Annotated in this window: 18 protein-coding genes and 1 tRNA gene; 8 read left to right on the forward strand and 11 right to left on the reverse strand. The window is 68.6% G+C overall.

The genetic code is table 11. The features are described 5' to 3' along the window. Positions 1-14: 14 nt before the first annotated feature. Together KUG41_RS11635 and KUG41_RS11640 are read left to right on the forward strand one after the other, a co-directional pair. A complete protein-coding gene (locus KUG41_RS11635; protein ID WP_216904262.1) occupies positions 15-1,211 on the forward strand; it encodes an NAD-dependent epimerase/dehydratase family protein in 1,197 nt (398 codons plus the stop codon). A 10-nt stretch (positions 1,212-1,221) separates the two neighbouring features. Next, a complete protein-coding gene (locus tag KUG41_RS11640; protein WP_216904263.1) occupies positions 1,222-2,358 on the forward strand; it encodes a glycosyltransferase family 1 protein in 1,137 nt (378 codons plus the stop codon). 28 nt (positions 2,359-2,386) lie between these two features. On the opposite strand, the gene mrdA is transcribed toward KUG41_RS11640, so the two are convergent. From mrdA to cbiD, 5 genes are all read right to left on the reverse strand, one after another. Then, positions 2,387-4,171, reverse strand: a complete 1,785-nt coding sequence (gene mrdA, locus KUG41_RS11645; RefSeq protein ID WP_216904265.1) for a penicillin-binding protein 2 — start codon at positions 4,169-4,171, stop codon at positions 2,387-2,389. Beyond that, complete coding sequence (locus KUG41_RS11650; protein WP_216904267.1) at positions 4,171-4,566, reverse strand: hypothetical protein; 396 nt, start codon at positions 4,564-4,566, stop codon at positions 4,171-4,173. Before KUG41_RS11650 ends, mrdA begins: the two co-directional genes overlap by 1 nt. Positions 4,567-4,643: 77 nt before the next feature. After that, on the reverse strand, positions 4,644-5,285 hold the full coding sequence (locus KUG41_RS11655; RefSeq protein WP_371734129.1) for a hypothetical protein: 642 nt from the start codon (positions 5,283-5,285) through the stop codon (positions 4,644-4,646). 65 nt (positions 5,286-5,350) lie between these two features. After that, positions 5,351-6,970 (reverse strand): glutamine-hydrolyzing GMP synthase, encoded by a 1,620-nt coding sequence (gene guaA / locus KUG41_RS11660; RefSeq protein ID WP_216904268.1) that lies wholly within the window; start codon positions 6,968-6,970, stop codon positions 5,351-5,353. Between the two features lie 47 nt (positions 6,971-7,017). Beyond that, complete coding sequence (cbiD, locus tag KUG41_RS11665; protein ID WP_216904357.1) at positions 7,018-8,175, reverse strand: cobalt-precorrin-5B (C(1))-methyltransferase CbiD; 1,158 nt, start codon at positions 8,173-8,175, stop codon at positions 7,018-7,020. 79 nt (positions 8,176-8,254) lie between these two features. Between cbiD and KUG41_RS11670 the strand changes: the two genes are divergently transcribed. The 3 genes from KUG41_RS11670 (at position 8,255) to KUG41_RS11680 (ending at position 10,059) form a co-directional block, all read left to right on the forward strand. Next, complete coding sequence (locus tag KUG41_RS11670) at positions 8,255-9,406, forward strand: alanine--glyoxylate aminotransferase family protein (RefSeq protein WP_216904270.1); 1,152 nt, start codon at positions 8,255-8,257, stop codon at positions 9,404-9,406. A gap of 99 nt (positions 9,407-9,505) precedes the next feature. Beyond that, on the forward strand, positions 9,506-9,946 hold the full coding sequence (locus KUG41_RS11675) for a hypothetical protein (protein ID WP_216904272.1): 441 nt from the start codon (positions 9,506-9,508) through the stop codon (positions 9,944-9,946). A gap of 41 nt (positions 9,947-9,987) precedes the next feature. Beyond that, positions 9,988-10,059, forward strand: a tRNA-Gly gene (locus tag KUG41_RS11680). Between the two features lie 181 nt (positions 10,060-10,240). Here the strand turns inward: KUG41_RS11680 and KUG41_RS16150 are convergent. The 6 genes from KUG41_RS16150 to KUG41_RS11710 form a co-directional block, all read right to left on the reverse strand. Beyond that, complete coding sequence (locus KUG41_RS16150) at positions 10,241-11,140, reverse strand: gamma-glutamylcyclotransferase (RefSeq protein WP_216904274.1); 900 nt, start codon at positions 11,138-11,140, stop codon at positions 10,241-10,243. 18 nt (positions 11,141-11,158) lie between these two features. Beyond that, a complete protein-coding gene (locus KUG41_RS11690; RefSeq protein ID WP_254217186.1) occupies positions 11,159-11,647 on the reverse strand; it encodes a hypothetical protein in 489 nt (162 codons plus the stop codon). Between the two features lie 98 nt (positions 11,648-11,745). Next, positions 11,746-12,123, reverse strand: coding sequence for a DUF202 domain-containing protein (locus KUG41_RS11695; RefSeq protein ID WP_216904276.1), 378 nt, complete (start codon positions 12,121-12,123; stop codon positions 11,746-11,748). A 53-nt stretch (positions 12,124-12,176) separates the two neighbouring features. Beyond that, positions 12,177-12,368, reverse strand: a complete 192-nt coding sequence (locus KUG41_RS11700) for a hypothetical protein (RefSeq protein WP_216904278.1) — start codon at positions 12,366-12,368, stop codon at positions 12,177-12,179. 261 nt (positions 12,369-12,629) lie between these two features. After that, on the reverse strand, positions 12,630-12,881 hold the full coding sequence (locus KUG41_RS11705; RefSeq protein WP_216904362.1) for a hypothetical protein: 252 nt from the start codon (positions 12,879-12,881) through the stop codon (positions 12,630-12,632). A 48-nt stretch (positions 12,882-12,929) separates the two neighbouring features. Then, positions 12,930-13,214 (reverse strand): hypothetical protein, encoded by a 285-nt coding sequence (locus KUG41_RS11710; protein ID WP_216904279.1) that lies wholly within the window; start codon positions 13,212-13,214, stop codon positions 12,930-12,932. A 111-nt stretch (positions 13,215-13,325) separates the two neighbouring features. Here KUG41_RS11710 and KUG41_RS11715 point away from each other — a divergent pair, with 111 nt between their 5' ends. The 3 genes from KUG41_RS11715 (at position 13,326) to KUG41_RS11725 (ending at position 14,827) form a co-directional block, all read left to right on the forward strand. After that, on the forward strand, positions 13,326-13,847 hold the full coding sequence (locus tag KUG41_RS11715; RefSeq protein ID WP_216904285.1) for an AbrB family transcriptional regulator: 522 nt from the start codon (positions 13,326-13,328) through the stop codon (positions 13,845-13,847). 64 nt (positions 13,848-13,911) lie between these two features. After that, positions 13,912-14,358, forward strand: a complete 447-nt coding sequence (locus KUG41_RS11720; RefSeq protein ID WP_216904287.1) for a DUF6554 family protein — start codon at positions 13,912-13,914, stop codon at positions 14,356-14,358. Next, a complete protein-coding gene (locus KUG41_RS11725) occupies positions 14,342-14,827 on the forward strand; it encodes a hypothetical protein (protein WP_216904288.1) in 486 nt (161 codons plus the stop codon). The genes KUG41_RS11720 and KUG41_RS11725 overlap by 17 nt, the downstream gene beginning before the upstream one ends. The last annotated feature ends 5 nt before the right edge of the window (positions 14,828-14,832 follow it).

Here is a 14,832-nt window from a genome sequence, read left to right on the forward strand (position 1 = left end):
TTCAGGAGTCTGGGGTGAAGGTTCTCGTTCTCGGCGGCGACGGCTTCTGTGGTTGGCCCTGTGCCGTGAACCTCGCGGAAGCCGGCCACGACGTCGTCATCGTCGACAACCTGAGTCGTCGCAAGATCGACATCGACCTTGGCGTCGAGTCGCTCACGCCCATCGCCACCATCCAGGACCGCCTGCGGGCCTGGGATCAGGTGGGCGGCCGGACGATGCGCTTCGTCCATCTCGACATCGCCGGCGAGTACGACCGCCTGCTGGAGCTGCTGCGCAGCGAGCGTCCCGAGGCCGTCGTCCACTTCGCCGAGCAGCGCGCCGCCCCCTACTCGATGAAGAGCAGCGCCACCAAGCGCTACACCGTCGACAACAACGTCAACGGCACCCACAACCTGCTGGCGGCCATCGTCGACAGCGGCCTGGATGTGCACATCGTGCACCTGGGAACCATGGGGGTGTACGGCTACGGCTCCCATCGGGGCGCCACCATCCCGGAGGGCTACCTCACCGTGGAGGTGCCCCAGCCCGACGGCACCTGCTTCACCGAGAAGATCCTGCATCCCACCGATCCGGGCAGCGTCTACCACATGACGAAGACGCTGGATCAGCTGCTCTTCTTCTATTACAACAAGAACGACGCGATCCGGGTCACCGACCTGCACCAGGGCATCGTCTGGGGCACCAACACCGACCTGACCCAGCGGGACCCCCGGCTCACCAACCGTTTCGACTACGACGGCGACTACGGCACGGTGCTGAACCGCTTCCTGATGCAGGCGGCCATCGGCTATCCCCTCACCGTCCACGGCACCGGCGGCCAGACGAGGGCCTTCATCCACATCCGCGATTCGGTGCGCTGCATCCAGCTGGCCCTGGAACATCCCCCCGAGCCCGGCGAGAAGGTCAAGATCTTCAACCAGATGACCGAGAGCCACCAGGTGGGGGAACTGGCCCGCAAGGTGGCCGTCCTCACCGGCGCCGAGATCAACCACCTGCCCAACCCCCGCAAGGAGGCGATCGAGAACGATCTGATCGTCGACAACCGCTGCTTCATCGAACTGGGACTCAAGCCCACCACCCTCGATGACGGTCTCCTGGCCGAGGTGGTGGATGTGGCCCGCCGCTGGGCCGACCGCTGCGACCGCTCCAAGATCCCCTGCCTCTCCGCCTGGACCCAGCGCCAGGCCGAGGCGATCAAGGCCCTCGCCTGATCTCCCCCCCGTGAAGATCGCCTTTTTCACCGAAACCTTCCTGCCGAAGGTCGACGGCATCGTCACGCGGCTCACCAAGACGGTGCAGCACCTGGTGGCGGCCGGAGATGAGGTGCTGATCTTCTGTCCCGAAGGCGCTCCGGACGCCTACATGGGGGCCCGGGTGGTGGGGGTGCCGGCGATGCCGCTGCCGCTCTATCCGGAACTGAAGCTGGCCCTGCCGCGGCCGGCGGTCTCGGAGGCCCTGGATCGCTTTGCTCCCGACCTGGTCCACGTGGTGAATCCCGCCGTGCTGGGCCTGGGGGGCATCTGGCTGGCCCGCAGCCGTGGCCTGCCCCTGGTGGCCAGCTATCACACCCACCTGCCCAAGTACCTGGAGCACTACGGCATGGGCATGCTGGAGCCGCTGCTGTGGGAACTGCTCAAGGCGGCCCACAACCAGGCCCAGCTCAATCTCTGCACCTCCACCGCCATGGTGGAGGAGCTGGCGGCCAAGGGGATTCAGCACACGGCCCTCTGGCAGCGGGGTGTCGACACCGACCTGTTCCGACCCCAGCTGGCGTCCGCCGCCATGCGTGAACGCCTGCACGGCGGCCACGACGACACGGGCCACCTGCTCCTCTACATCGGCCGGCTGTCGGCGGAGAAGCAGATCGACCGGATCCGGCCTGTGCTGGAGGCCATGCCCCAGACCCGCCTGGCCCTGGTGGGCGACGGCCCCCACCGCCAGCAGCTGGAGCGCCATTTCGAGGGCACCGCCACCACCTTCGTGGGCTACCTGGCCGGCGAGGAGCTGGCCTCGGCCTATGCCAGCGGCGATGCCTTCCTGTTCCCCTCGAGCACCGAAACCCTCGGCCTGGTGCTGCTGGAGGCGATGGCCGCCGGCTGTCCGGTGGTGGGGGCCAACCGGGGCGGCATCCCCGACATCGTCAGTGACGGCGTCAACGGCTGTCTCTACGACCCCGACCAGCCCGCCAGCCTGACCACCGCGGTGACCCGGCTGCTGGGGGATCCGGCGGCCCGGCTGCAGCTGCGCCTGGCCGCCCGCGAGGAGGCGGAACGCTGGGGCTGGCCCAGCGCCACCGCCCAGCTCCAGAGTTACTACCGCCAGGTTCTGGACCGGAACCGCCTGCCCCAGGTGGCCTGAAGCGGCCCCTCAGCCCTGTTTTCTTGCTTCAGCCCTGCTTTGCGGACGCCGGTGCCGGCTTCACGCCCCGGAACCAGGTGGTCATCAGGGCCTTCACCATCGGAGCGGCCACGGTGCCGCCGTAGCCGCCGGTGTTCTCTCCGAAGGCCACGATCACCAGGGTGGGCTTGCCGTTGGCGGGGGCATAGCCCCCGAACCAGGCGTGGTCGGGACGGGGCGGATCCTCGCCGGTGCCCGTCTTTCCCGCCACGGGCGGCAGGCTGGGGTCGTTGAGGATGGTGGCCGTGCCGTTGGTGACCGCCTGGCGCAGGCCGAGATGGAGCACCTTCAGGGTGGCGGGCTTGAGACCCAGCCATTTGCGGGGATAGTCCCGCTCCACCAGGTGCGGCGTCACCAGCCAGCCGCCGTTGGCCACCGCCGCATAGAGCCGGGCCATCTGGATGGGGGTGACGGTGACCGCCCCCTGGCCGATGGAGGAGGTGATCGTATCGACCGGGGTCCAGGGTTCCCCTAGCACCTCCTTCTTCCAGGCAGGATCCCCCAGCAGCCCGGGGGATTCCTCGGCGGCCAGCTCACTGCCGGTGCGGCTGCCGTAGCCCAGACGGCGGGCGGCCTTGAAGAGTTCATCCGGACCCACCATCAGCCCCACCTTGTAGTAGAAGCTGTTGCTGCTCACCGCCAGGGCGAGGGGAAAACCGATGCGGCCGTAGGAGCCGTGGTCGGCGTAGCACTGGCCGTAGTAGCAGAAGGAGCCGACCGTCGGCACGGTGGACGTTTCCCCGAGCTTGCCCGACTCGATGCCGGCAATGGTGGTGACGATCTTGAAGGTGCTGGCCGGCGGGAAGCCCTGGAAGGCCCGGTTCAGCAGCGGCGCCTCCGGGCGGTTGAGGCTGTTCCACTGGGCCGTTGTGGGCCCGTCGGAAAAGACGTTGGGATCGAAGTTGGGCCGACTGGCCATCGCCAGCACGGCGCCGGTCTGGGGGTCCATGGCCACGATCGCCCCCTTGCGAACCCCGTCGAGGGCTTTCTCCGCCGCCTGCTGCAGATCCAGATCCAACGTCAGGCGCAGATCCTTGCCCGCCTTGGCGGGCTTGTCCCCGAGAACACGCTGCACCTGGCCGGCGGCATTGACCTCGAGCTGCTGCCCCCCCCACTCGCCGCGCAGATGGGTTTCATACGCCTTCTCCAGCCCGAAGCGGCCGATGCGATCGCTGATCCGGTAGCCACGATCCCTGAGGGCGTCGTATTCCTCCTCGGTGATGCTGCTGGTGTAACCCATCACATGGGAGGCCAGGCTGCCGTTGGGATAGGAGCGAAGCACGTCTTCGGATACTTCCGCCCCCCGGAGGGATCCTGACTGCTCCCGGAAACGCAGCACCTGCACCGGGGTCAGGGCGGTGGCGAGGGGGATCCGGAAGCCCTGGCCATTGGCGCCCTGCCTGCGCTGGGTCTCAAGCTTGTTAGCCGGCAGGCCCAGCAGGGAAGCCAGCCGCTCCCGCAGTGCCGGCCAGCGCCGGTCATCGACCAGCAGCGGCTGGAGGTAGAGGTTGTAGGTGAGGCGGTTGGTGGCCAGCACCCGACCCTTGCGATCGAGCAGACGTCCCCGCACCGGATTGCGGGGCAGCAGGCGGATCCGGTTCTCGTCGGCCATGGCCTTGTTCTCGGCCCCGTGCAGCAGCTGCAGCCAGGCCAGGCGTCCGATGATGGCCGCCAGCAGCAGCAGCATGAAGGTGAGCAGCAGGGCGGCCTGGTGACCCACTCCGGTATGACGGGTGGAGGAGGGGCCGCTCCCGAGTCCGGAGGCGCGCACCATCAGGAGAGCCGCGCCTCCAGAAGAGCCAGCCGGTCCTCGATGCGGGCCAGGGCGGCCAGCAGTTCGGAGGGATCGGCGGGATCGGCAGGGGGGGAGGCCGCTTCGGTGGGGGGGGCAGTCCAGGCCACCTCGTCGGCGGCCACATCCCGTACCTCCACCTTCATCACCGGGTTGCCGAGACCGGGCTGAAAGCGATCCAGGTTCTCCCGCACCTGGCTGGCTGCGGGCTCTCCCTCCTGGCGCAGCCGGCCGAGGGGATCGGCGCTGCTGCCGTCGAAGGCGGCCAGCACCTGGGCCGGCCCCCCCTTGCGGACCCGCTCCACCACCGCCAGTCCCACCGGCAGCACGTCCTGCATCAGAGCCAGGCGAAAGGCATCGAGAGGATCGGCAGCCATGGTGACGCAACCTGCGACCGGGTGCTCCAGTCTGACGCGCCCATGGGCCCGGCGGACAGCCGGTGCCGGCCAGACGCTCAGGGCGCCGGACGCTGCACCCCGGGAGCCACGATCACCTGTCCGCAGAAGCGGGTGCTGCCGAGCCACCAGCCGCCGGCGACGGCCAGCACCAGCAGGAACGTGGCGGGAAGCAGGGCCTGCCGGGTGCCATCCAGCGACAGCCATTCCAGCCAGCCGCGCAGCATGCGTTCCCGGTCGAAGCGGCGCCGCTCCCGCAGGCTCTCCTTCTCGCGCCGCTCCAGGGCGCGGGCCACCCAGCGCTCGAAGGCCTTCTTCTTGGTGACGGCCATCTTGCGCTCCACCTCCAGCAGATGGCCGGCGCTGAGGTCGGGATGGAAGGTGCTGATCAGCTCCAGGCTCTTGAGGAACATTTCCACCGCTCCCTCCTTGACCGACAGCTCGGCCGGGTCGAGGGAATCCCAGTCGAGTTCGGGGTAGAAACGCACGCGATTGGAGCGGATCTGCTCCTCAGGCAGCTGGCCGGGCTCCCGCAGCCAGCGATCGGTGTTGGCATCGAAGCGACGCCAGTAGAGGAAGGGGTTGAGGAAAATGGTCTTGCCGGCCAGCAGGATGCTGTCCTGCTGCAGACGACGGTGCAGTTGGGGATCCTGCTCAGCCCCGGCAGGGCTGCCAGCAACGACGGGGGAGACGGGAGGCACGGGGCGAAAGGCCGGGTGCCGACCTTATCGAAGGCCGCCGGCAGGGGCCACCCCGAAGGGATCGCCTACTCCCACTCGATCGTGCCCGGGGGTTTGCTGGTGATGTCGAGCACCACGCGGTTCACCCCCCGCACCTCGTTGACGATGCGGTTGGAGATCAGCTCCAGCAGGTCGTAGGGCAGCCGCGACCAGTCGGCGGTCATGCCGTCCTCGGAGGACACGCAGCGCAGCACGATCGGATAGGCGTAGGTGCGCTTGTCGCCCATCACCCCCACACTGCGCACCGGCAGCAGCACGGCGAAGGCCTGCCAGATCTCGTCGTAGAGGCCGGCGTCGCGCACCTCCTCGCGCACGATCAGATCGGCGTCCCGCAGGATGTCGAGCTTGTCGTCGGTGACCTCGCCCAGGATGCGGATCGCCAGGCCGGGACCGGGGAACGGATGGCGCCCCACGATCTCCTGGGGCAGACCAAGGCTGCGGCCCACCTTGCGCACCTCGTCCTTGAACAGGCGCCGCAGGGGCTCCACCAGCTTGAACTGGAGGTCCTTGGGCAGGCCGCCCACGTTGTGGTGGCTCTTGATCTTCACCGCCACCCGCTCACCGGTCTTGGGGTCCACGTTGGTGCCGGCCGATTCGATCACATCCGGATAAAGGGTGCCCTGGGCCAGGTAGTCGAAGGGACCGAGGCGGCGGCTCTCCTCCTCGAACACGCGGATGAACTCAGTGCCGATGATCTTGCGTTTCTCCTCGGGGTCGGTGATGCCGGAGAGCTTGGAAATGAATCGCTCGCGGGCGTTGATGTACTCCACGTTGATGTGGAACTGGCGATCGAAGAAATCCATCAGGAACTCGGGCTCGCCTTTGCGCATGAAGCCCTGGTCGATGAACATGCAGGTGAGCCGATCACCGATGGCCTGATGCAGCAGGAAGGCCAGGGTGGAGGAATCAACGCCGCCCGAGAGGGCCAGCAGGACCCGCTTCTCGCCCACCTGGGCACGCACCTCATCCACGGCCTCGTCGATGAACGCCGCCGTGGTCCAGTCGGGAATGCAGCCGCAGATGTGATACACGAAATTGCGCAGCATCACCATGCCGCCCGCGGAGTGCACCACCTCCGGATGGAACTGCACTCCGTAGAGGCGGCGGGCGTGGTCGGCCACCGCCGCTTCGGGGGTGTTGTCGGTGTGGGCCAGCCGCACGAAGCCTGTGGGGAGCTCCTGCACCGAATCGCCGTGGCTCATCCACATCGTCGAGCCCTCCTCCACGTTGGTGAGCAGGTCGACCGGGTCGTCCACATGCAGTGGTGCCTTGCCGTATTCCGCCCGGCCCGCCGCCACCACCGAGCCGCCCAGGTGCTGCACCATCAGCTGCATGCCGTAACAGACCCCCAGCACCGGGATGCCCAGCTCCCAGAGGCCAGGGTCACAGGAGGGCGCCCCCTCCTCATAGACGGAATTCGGCCCGCCGCTGAGGATGATCCCCTTCGGCGCCAGGGCCCTGAGTTCGGCCGCGCTGGTGGTGTAGCCCATCACCAGGGAGAACACTTCGGTCTCCCGCACCCGCCGGGCGATCAGCTCGGAGTACTGGGAGCCGAAGTCGAGGATGACGATCGCCGGATGGCGGCGGGAGCCGCTGGCATGGTCCCTTTCCGACCCCTGGGGTGCGGCTGACGGCGTTTGGGACATCGGCTCGAAGGCGGCCAGGGCAGGGGACCGGAATCTGTCCCAGCACCCTAGGTCGCGCCCCCGAAGCGCTCCATCAGAGCCGCCCCCACCGGTCCGCACATCCGCAGCCGCCGCCGCCGGTCGAACAGAGCCGCCCCCACGACGATCGGCCCGGCAGCGTGGCTGGCCAGGTAAGCCTGGCAGCGGGTTTCGATGGTGGCCGCGATCCGCCCCCGCAGGCGCCCGGCCAGGGCGGGATCGGCCTGCTCCAGCTCGTTCAGCCCCGCCTCCACCGTGGCGGCCCCGAGCAGCGCCGTGAGCACCGCGCCGCCCGCCCCCTCCAGGGCCGCCAGGGCGGTGAGCACCTCGGCGCGGCCGTCGGCCAGGTGGTGGTGGGTGTGGAAGATGCCACCGGCCAGCTTGATCAGCTTGCCCTGGTAGCCGAACAGCAGCAGCCTCTCCACCCCTCTTTCGGCGGCCGCCACCAGCACCGGGCCGAGCCAGTTGCCCGCCTTGAGCAGCAGCGATGGCGGCAGCCCCAGCCGCGGGGCGAGATCGAGGCCGTTCTCGCCGATCACCAGCACCAGATCACCGCTGAAACCCGGCGCCGCCGCCCGCTCGGCCAGCGCGGCGAGGGTGCGGCCCAGCTGATCGGGATCGGCGCCGGCCTGCACCTCCGCCTGGGTGCCGATCAGGGCGAGGCCCTCCACCACGCCGAAGGCGGCGTTGCTGGTGCGCTCCGCCAGGCGACGGCCATCGGGCAGCACCAGGGTGAGGGCGAGCCGCCGGCCGGCCGGCACGAGGGGCCGCAGGTTCACCTCCAGCAGGCTGCGGGCATAGGCGGACAGGCAGGCCTGGCCCGTGGCCTCGTGCACCCCCACCCCCTCGCCGGGCTCGAGCTGCAGCCAGTCGTCGGCGTCAGCGTCCTCGCCGGGCCCGGGAGGCGGCAGCCAGCGGGCGCTCACCCACACCACCAGGCCGCGGGTGAGGTCGAGCCCCTCGCCCGGATCACAGCAGCTCTCCCCCAGAGCCAGCCCTTCGCCCAGCCGGGCGGCGGCCCGCACCGGGATCGGCACCACCCCGGGAGGCTGCAGCAGCTCCAGGGCCACCGAGGCCGTGAAAGGATCCCCCCGCAGGGCGCCCAGGGCCGCACGGGCGGCGGCCGCCAGCCACACCGGCAGGGTGAAGCCCCGCTGGGGCGCATCAGGGAAGGGCGGGGAGGTGATGGGCGTGGGGAACGCTGTTTTTTATGGTGGTCGATCGCCTTGCCACCGCCGGGCCCGCGCTCCCTCTTCCCCACAGCTCATGCAGGACAAGCTCACACTGATGATCCCCGGCCCCACCCCGGTGCCGGAGACCGTCCTGCAGGCCATGGCCCGCCACCCGATCGGCCACCGCAGCGGCGATTTCCAGAAGATCGTGCGCCGCACCACCGAGCAGCTGCAGTGGCTGCACCAGACGACGGCCCCCGTGCTGGTGCTCACCGGCAGCGGCACCGCGGCGATGGAGGCGGCGATCGTCAACACCCTCAGCCGCGGCGACCGGGTGCTCTGCGGCGACAACGGCAAGTTCGGCGAACGCTGGGTGAAGGTGGCGCAGGCCTACGGGCTGACCGTGGAGGTGATCAAGGCCGAGTGGGGCCAGCCCCTCGACCCGGAGGCCTTCCGCGCCGCCCTGGAGGCAGATACCGGCAAGGAGATCCGGGCCGTGATCCTCACCCACTCGGAAACCTCCACCGGGGTGATCAACGATCTGCAGGCCATCGCCGGCCACGTGCGGGCCCACGGCACGGCCCTCACCATCGCCGACTGCGTCACCAGCCTGGGCGCCTGCGACGTGCCCATGGACGCCTGGGGCGTGGACGTGATCGGCTCCGGGTCCCAGAAGGGCTACATGATGCCGCCGGGCCTCAGCTTCGTGGCCATGGGCGAGCGGGCCTGGGAGGCGTACAAACGCTCCGATCTGCCCAAGTTCTATCTGGACCTTGGCAAGTACCGCAAGGCGGCCGACGACGACAGCAACCCCTTCACCCCGGCCATCAACCTCTACTTCGCCCTCGAGGCGGCCCTGACGATGATGCAGCAGGAGGGCCTGGAGGCGATCTTCGCCCGCCATGCCCGCCACCGCCGCGCCACCCAGGCGGCCATGAAGGCCATCGGCCTGCCCCTCTATGCGGCCGAGGGCCACGGCAGCCCGGCGATCACCGCCGTGGCCCCCGAGGGCATCGACGCCGAGAGCCTGCGCAAGCAGGTGAAGGAGCGCTTCGACATCCTGCTGGCCGGCGGCCAGGACCACCTCAAGGGCAAGGTGTTCCGCATCGGCCACCTGGGCTTCGTCTGCGACCGCGACGTGCTCACCGCCGTGGCGGCCATCGAGGCCACCCTGCAGGGCCTGGGCCTGGGCAAGGTGACCACCGGAGCGGGCGTGGCAGCGGCGGCGGCCGAACTGGCCCGCTGAGGGGCGGGGCGTTCGTCGCCCCCCTCTGTAAAGGAAGGGCCACCGCACCTGGACGCCGCAGAGGATCGACTTACGTTCTCACTGGACGCTTCTGATGCCATGCGGCTCCTTCCCCTCGCTGTCGCCCTCTGCCTGGGCCTGGCGGCCACAGGCTGCCAGCGGGATGACCTTTCCCAGCGGGAGGCAAAGACCGAAGCGAAGATCTGCACTGAGCTGGCCACGGTGGGCACGGCAATGGAGCAGGTGGCGGCCCTCAAGCCCAGCTCCACCGTGGGTGAGGCCCAGGCCGCCCAGGACAACCTGAGCCAGGCCGTGGCGGCCCTGGAGAACTCCGAGAACCAGCTGGAGCAGATCAGGGTGGAGGCCTTCCGCAAGCTGCTGCAGGGCTTCCAGGGAGAGGTCGCCAAAGCCGCCGCCAACAAGGGCCAGACCCTGGAGCAGGCCGCCACCGAACTGCAGGTCAAGGCCACGCCGGTGATCGCCGCCCGCCGGGCCCTGTCGGCGGCAGTGCAGTGCGAGGAGCCGGCCGCCAGACCCTGAGCGGCCAGGGAGGGCCCAGGCCCTTGCTACAGTCAGCCTGTGCGGGTGTAATTCAGTGGTAGAATGTCAGCTTCCCAAGCTGAACGTCGCCGGTTCGAGTCCGGTCACCCGCTTGATGGAAAACGAAGCAAGAAATTGTCCATTGATAGATTTTATATCATAGGAAGATAGAACCTTCGTGGCATCAGTGATGCGCGAAAGTCAGTTCTCGATGGTCTCGATAATCCGCCGGCGGTAGACCATAACGGCGGGTGACACCCCTCTCTCCATCAGGCAGATCATCCATCCGCTGCCTCACCAGGGATCAAGTTTCAGCTCGGGGCTTGATCCCCTTCCAGTGGTCATGCCACCACCTCCCGCTGCAGAGTGTTGGCGCCTGCACCGGCCCTGCGCCGTGGTGAGGAGCGATGCAGCCAGGCTCTGGCGCCAGGGGCTGGGCAGCTGCCAGTGATCGGCCCCCCGCAGGATGCGGCCTGCGTAGTCGGCGGTGGCCGCCAGCCCCTCGCTCCGGGCCTGGGGCACCGGCACGTAGGTCAGCACGTCAAAGCGCTCGCCGGCCTCGGTGGTGACCGCCACGGTCTGGCGTTCGTAATGGCGGCCTGTACCCGCCCCTTCGCAGCGATCGATCTCCGCCAGGTCGTCCGGGCCCAGGTGGTGCACCACCCCCCAGCAGTGGCTGCCCGCCTCGGCGATGATGCCGGCACAGCCGGCGCCGGTGATGGAGCGCTTGTTGATCCCCCAGCGCCAGCCCTCCAGCCGGGCCACCAGCCCGTGGCCGTCCCAGCCGGGGCAGCGCTGCCGCAGCCGCAGCGGATCCATGTTCGAGCCGTAGCTGAACACCGGCGCGGACCACCAGTCGCCGAGGAGTACCGGATCCTTCCCGGCCACCTGCTCAGGGGCTCCGTGATACACCCAAGCCTCACGGCCGTCGCTCAGCGGCAACCGGCGGCGGTCGTGGACGTGCGGGTAGCCCTCGAGGGCATCAAGGGCGGCCAGGCCGGCATCGTCCACCCGGTACACCTCGCCGTGGATGCTGCCCCCCGCGGCCGGATCGAGCACCGCCATGGGAAAGGCGCCGAGGGAGTGAAGCCTGGCGCCCGCCAGGCGGGCACGACCCTCGAACGCCGCACCCTCCAGACAGCCATGGTGATGGAGACCGCGCTTGTGGGAGCCATACACGAAGACATCAGCCACCACTGCGCCATCCAATCACTAACGGCAGCCCTGCACCGAGATCCTGTAGCTGTAGCCCAAGGCATCCGGGTCGCTGCTGGCGCCCACCTTGAAGTTCATCTCCGTGGCCACCTTGCCGGGGACGGCGGGATAGGGGCCGAACATGCGCCCGGTGCCGATCGAAGGGCTCAGGGTTTCGTTGAACACCTGCAGGTTGCTGCCGTCGCTGAATTTCATGTACCCCTCCACCGGATAGCTGGCATTCGCATCGGAGGAATTGGCCGTGAAGAAGAACTTATAACTGCTGTAGGGCCGGGTCACCAGAAAGTCCGTGTTCCAGTTGGTGTTGCCGATGATCTTTCCGGGTCCCACCGTTTTGGCCACCACCGGAGTCATGCCCTTGCCGCCGATCGGCGGCAGAAAGGTGCAGCGCGATTGGGCCAGACCAGCTGCCGGGGCCTGGACTTCAAGAGCGATCAGGGCTGCGCCGCAGGCCAGCGCCAGACGAAGGAAGGAACGGCTGAGCATCAATCCCGTAGCAATCATCTTGACTGGAGCATGCCACGGGGGCGAGGCGGCCGACAAGTTGCCGCAACCCCTTGGTGCCGAAGAGCCGCCCGCCCGTCTCAGCGGAGGCCGACGAACAACAGCAGCAGCGTCACCATGCCGATCGCCGTGAGGGCGATGGCGGTGGCGACGCCGATGGAGGTCTGGTCGCTGTAGAGGAAGTCGTCGCGTTTCAGCTGCCGCAGGATCTTCAGGTGCTGGCGGGTGGCCGCCGCCATCGCCAGGATGCCGGTGAGCACGAACCCCATTGACACCAGCCGCACCCCGAGCCCGGAGGAGGCCTGGCCATCGAGCTGGGCACTGCGGATCGCCGCGATGATCTTGTCGAGGCCGAAGCCAAAGCTGATCAGCGCCAGACAGGTGCGGATCCAGGCCATCAGCGTGCGCTCCGCCGCAGCCCGGTTGCGCTCCTTGGCCAGCTCGTTGGCGAGATTCACGGTCCTCACGCTCGCTGGGTGGGCCTCAGCCCACCACCGGATCGACTCCAGCCTCAGGCACGGGGTTTGATCAGCTGCAACACCTGGGGGCCGAGGCCAACGGCGCGCCTCTCACAGTCGAGAGCCTCCAGGATGGCCCGGGCCGAAGCCTCCAGCTCGCCCTCCCGGGCCGCCGCGCGGGCGCGTTCATCAAGAGTGGCCGCCTGGAACAGAAGGCGCTGACGGGCGCTGGAATCGGGCGCCATCGCAGCACAGGAACCGGGGCGCTGGGGACGCGTTGATGTCCAGGCGATAGTCGTAGGAGTACTGGTAGCAATCATCATCGGCGAAGGATTCGCACCATTAAAAGCAGACACAACATGGGGCTGGAATGCATCAGACCCCGTCGTTGTTTCACCTTACCTCACAACACATCCCTGAGAGTCCTCTTCGCGAACAAGGCGAAGCAAAACGGCATCTGGAACAACATCTCCAGCAGCCGTGATCGCCATCACGTCAGCTGCAGCTCAGGTGCCGGGCTCCTCCTGATTGCCGCCCAGGGCCGCGATCTGGGAGCGGAGCAGGGCCGAACGCTGCAGATCTCCCCTGGTCAGGGCAACGGCAAGGGCGAATTCAAGTTTTTCCAGCTGATGGTCTCCCTCTTCGTGGGAGGGGTTGCGTAACTGGCAATGGACGGCCTGAGCGGAGGGCCGTGAGCCGCCGTTCGGGGAATGGAGGGAGCCGGAGGAGGACTGGAAAGGGGAGGTGGGGAAGGCCATGACCCGCTTTCTTTTCATTTTGCCACCCCTGGCCAGGGGGGTGCGCCCTCAGGCTGCGGAGGGATAGCCGACCCGGTCGTGACTAGCGTCAGTGGCCGACGCTTCCACGGTCCCATCGATCTCCAGCAGGTGGCGGCAGTCCTGCAGCAGCCGCTCGACGTTGTCGAGGCTGGCCAGCTCTTCAGGCTCCGGCTGGGTCTGGCGTGATGCCTGCAGCTCCATCGCCGCCAGACGCTGCTCCAGCGTCACCAGACGCTGGGAGAGGGCGTGAATGGTTTCGGCGAGATCTTCGGCGTTGCGGCTGATCCGGAACGACACCGAGGCGGGAGCCATGGCAGAGAGAGCGGCTGTGCTGCACCGCATGACAACACACCCGGAGGGCCCTCTCAAGCGCCGCCGGCAGGGATCTCCCAGACTGGGCCCTCCTGAATGGACCCCCGGCGGATGAACCATCCCTGGCATCTGCTGATGTACGTGATGGCGGGACTCGCCGGAGGCCTGCTGGCCCTGCGCACCGGCATCCCGGCGGCCCCCCTGGCCGGCGCCCTGCTGGGAGCCGCCCTGGTGAGCGTGACCGGACGGCTTGAAGTGGCCCAGTGGCCGATCGGCTCCCGCACCCTGCTGGAGATCGGCATCGGCACGGTGATCGGCACCGGCCTCACCGGCACGGCCCTGATTGAACTGCGTCAGCTGTGGCGGCCGGCGATCATCATCACCATCACCCTGGTGCTCACCGGCCTGGTGCTGGGCCTGGGCTGCAGCCGGCTGATGGGCATCGACCCGGTGGTCGCCCTGCTCGGGGCCGCCCCAGGGGGCATCAGCGGCATGAGCCTGGTCGGAGCCGAGTTCGGCGTCGGAGCCGCGGTCGCCACCCTGCACGCGGTGCGACTGATCACGGTGCTGATGATCCTGCCGCTCGTGGTGAAGCTGGTGCTGCCGGCCGCCGCGGCCCCGCCCGGCAGCTGACCCCCCCTGGACAGGGCGGCTGGTGTCGATACGTTGGGCCACTCCGCTCTTTCCTACGGGTCCGATGGCCGCACGCCACTCACTTCCCCGCCGCCTGGGCTGTCTCCTGCTGCTGACCGCAGCAGGCGGCCTGCTCGGCACGATCGGCTCCACCCTCAGCGCCCGGGCGGGCAATGACATCCAGGGTCCCGGCGGCAAGGGGGCCCAGGTCTATTGCTTCATGCGCAACAACGGCAACGTCCACGAAGTGAGCTGGACAGCGGCCTACGCCCTGGTCAAGCGTCAGGGCTCCGGGGTGTTCAAGACCTCCCCCGAACATGCCGCGGTGATGATCACCGAGGCGGTGGTGCAGAACCCTGGCACCTATCCCGACTGTGGCCGTTTCCTGGGCGATCTCTTCGCCCCGAGCAGCACCGCCTCCACCCCCGAACCCAGCCCCACGGCCATCTCGGTCGTCGGCGGTGATAGTGCTGGAGGCAACGGCATGACCCGGAGTGAGCGTTACAACTGATCGGTCGCTCCGACACCACGGCACCCGGGCGGGAGGTCGTCTGCCGCCGCTGGGCCTGATGCTGGTCGCCCTGATGCTCGGTGGCTGCGCCGAAGAGCCGCTGCCCCAGCGACCGATCGGCCGCGAGGACTGCCTGCGGACGGTGAAGCTGGAGCAGCTGCCGGAAGCCCTGGAGCGCTGCGACAAGGTGGTGGCGGCGTTCCCGAAGGATCCAGGCCCCCTGAACGAACGTTTCCTCCTCCACACCCTGGCGGGGAACACGACTGCGGCCTGCCGGGACATCGCCCTGGCCACCACCCTGGCCGCCAGGATTCCCAGGGGCAGACTGGACGCGATCCTGCGGCAGGATCTGGAGATACGGCAGCAGAGCTGCCGCGAGGACGAACCTGGAGCGGGAACCACAGCGTCCCCCGCCACGAAGGAGCCCGCAGCCCCCGGCAGCGGGCAAGCCCCTGGGAAAGAGGGCTGAGTCCC

Source organism: Synechococcus sp. CCY 9618 (genome assembly GCF_019038415.1).
Lineage (GTDB): Bacteria > Cyanobacteriota > Cyanobacteriia > PCC-6307 > Cyanobiaceae > Cyanobium.

Coding starts and splice junctions, on each gene's coding strand:
- KUG41_RS11705 (WP_216904362.1), bottom strand. CDS start 12,881: ATGGCCTTCCCCACCTCCCCTTTCCAGTCCTCCTCCGGCTCCCTCCAT.
- KUG41_RS11720 (WP_216904287.1), top strand. CDS start 13,912: ATGGCCGCACGCCACTCACTTCCCCGCCGCCTGGGCTGTCTCCTGCTG.
- guaA (WP_216904268.1), bottom strand. CDS start 6,970: ATGTCCCAAACGCCGTCAGCCGCACCCCAGGGGTCGGAAAGGGACCAT.
- KUG41_RS11715 (WP_216904285.1), top strand. CDS start 13,326: ATGAACCATCCCTGGCATCTGCTGATGTACGTGATGGCGGGACTCGCC.
- KUG41_RS11675 (WP_216904272.1), top strand. CDS start 9,506: ATGCGGCTCCTTCCCCTCGCTGTCGCCCTCTGCCTGGGCCTGGCGGCC.
- KUG41_RS11700 (WP_216904278.1), bottom strand. CDS start 12,368: ATGGCGCCCGATTCCAGCGCCCGTCAGCGCCTTCTGTTCCAGGCGGCC.
- KUG41_RS11670 (WP_216904270.1), top strand. CDS start 8,255: ATGCAGGACAAGCTCACACTGATGATCCCCGGCCCCACCCCGGTGCCG.
- mrdA (WP_216904265.1), bottom strand. CDS start 4,171: ATGGTGCGCGCCTCCGGACTCGGGAGCGGCCCCTCCTCCACCCGTCAT.
- KUG41_RS11650 (WP_216904267.1), bottom strand. CDS start 4,566: ATGGCTGCCGATCCTCTCGATGCCTTTCGCCTGGCTCTGATGCAGGAC.
- KUG41_RS11690 (WP_254217186.1), bottom strand. CDS start 11,647: ATGCTCAGCCGTTCCTTCCTTCGTCTGGCGCTGGCCTGCGGCGCAGCC.
- KUG41_RS11710 (WP_216904279.1), bottom strand. CDS start 13,214: ATGGCTCCCGCCTCGGTGTCGTTCCGGATCAGCCGCAACGCCGAAGAT.